The 1,189-nt window shown below is 43.7% G+C and carries 1 protein-coding gene; it reads left to right on the top strand.

Translation table 11 applies throughout. The features are described from left to right. The first annotated feature begins 1 nt into the window (after window position 1). Complete coding sequence (gene tuf / locus ACFIME_RS09170; protein ID WP_012755022.1) at window positions 2-1,177, top strand: elongation factor Tu; 1,176 nt, start codon at window positions 2-4, stop codon at window positions 1,175-1,177. Window positions 1,178-1,189 lie beyond the last annotated feature (12 nt).

The following is a 1,189-nucleotide window of genomic DNA, read 5'->3' as shown; positions in this document are numbered from 1 at the left end:
AATGGCGAAGAGCAAGTTTGAACGAACAAAACCGCATGTTAATATTGGTACGATTGGTCACGTTGATCATGGGAAGACCTCGTTGACAGCAGCGATTACGAAATATTTTGGTGAATTTAAAGCTTATGACCAAATTGACGCTGCGCCAGAGGAACGCGCACGTGGAATTACTATTTCTACAGCACACGTTGAGTATGAAACGGAAAATCGTCACTATGCGCACGTTGATTGTCCAGGACACGCTGATTATGTGAAAAACATGATCACAGGGGCAGCACAGATGGATGGTGCTATTTTGGTTGTTTCAGCAGCTGATGGCCCAATGCCTCAGACGCGTGAGCATATTTTGCTTGCACGTCAGGTTGGTGTTCCAGCAATTGTTGTTTTTCTTAATAAAGTTGATCAGGTTGATGATGCAGAACTTTTGGAGCTTGTAGAGCTTGAGGTTCGGGAACTTTTATCCAAATATGATTTTCCAGGCGATGATATACCAATTGTTAAGGGTTCTGCGTTGGCAGCCCTTGAGGATAAGGATAAAAGCATTGGTGAAGATGCTGTTCGTCTTTTAATGAGTGAAGTTGATAATTATATTCCAACCCCTGAACGTCCTGTTGATCAACCATTTTTGATGCCGATAGAGGATGTATTTTCAATTTCGGGTCGTGGAACCGTTGTTACGGGTCGTGTTGAGCGTGGTGTTATTAAAGTTGGAGAAGAAATCGAGATTATCGGTATTCGTCCAACGTCTAAGACGACGGTTACAGGCGTTGAAATGTTCCGCAAGCTTTTGGATCAAGGTCAAGCGGGTGATAATATAGGGGCTCTGCTACGTGGTGTTGACCGTGAAGGGATTGAGCGTGGTCAAGTATTGGCAAAGCCAGGATCCGTTACACCTCATACACGGTTTAAAGCAGAAGCTTACATTTTGACAAAAGATGAAGGTGGACGTCATACACCATTTTTCACGAATTATCGTCCTCAGTTTTACTTCCGCACGACGGATGTTACAGGTATTGTTACGCTTCCAGAAGGAACGGAAATGGTTATGCCAGGTGACAATGTTGCGATGGATGTTTCGTTGATCGTTCCAATAGCGATGGAAGAGAAACTGCGTTTTGCTATTCGTGAAGGTGGTCGTACTGTTGGTGCCGGTATCGTCTCTAAGATCATTGAATAAATAATGCTTGTT

Source organism: Bartonella sp. AP1QHHD (assembly GCF_042196265.1).
Lineage (GTDB): Bacteria > Pseudomonadota > Alphaproteobacteria > Rhizobiales > Rhizobiaceae > Bartonella.
This window is presented reverse-complemented; position numbering and strand designations above follow the sequence as displayed.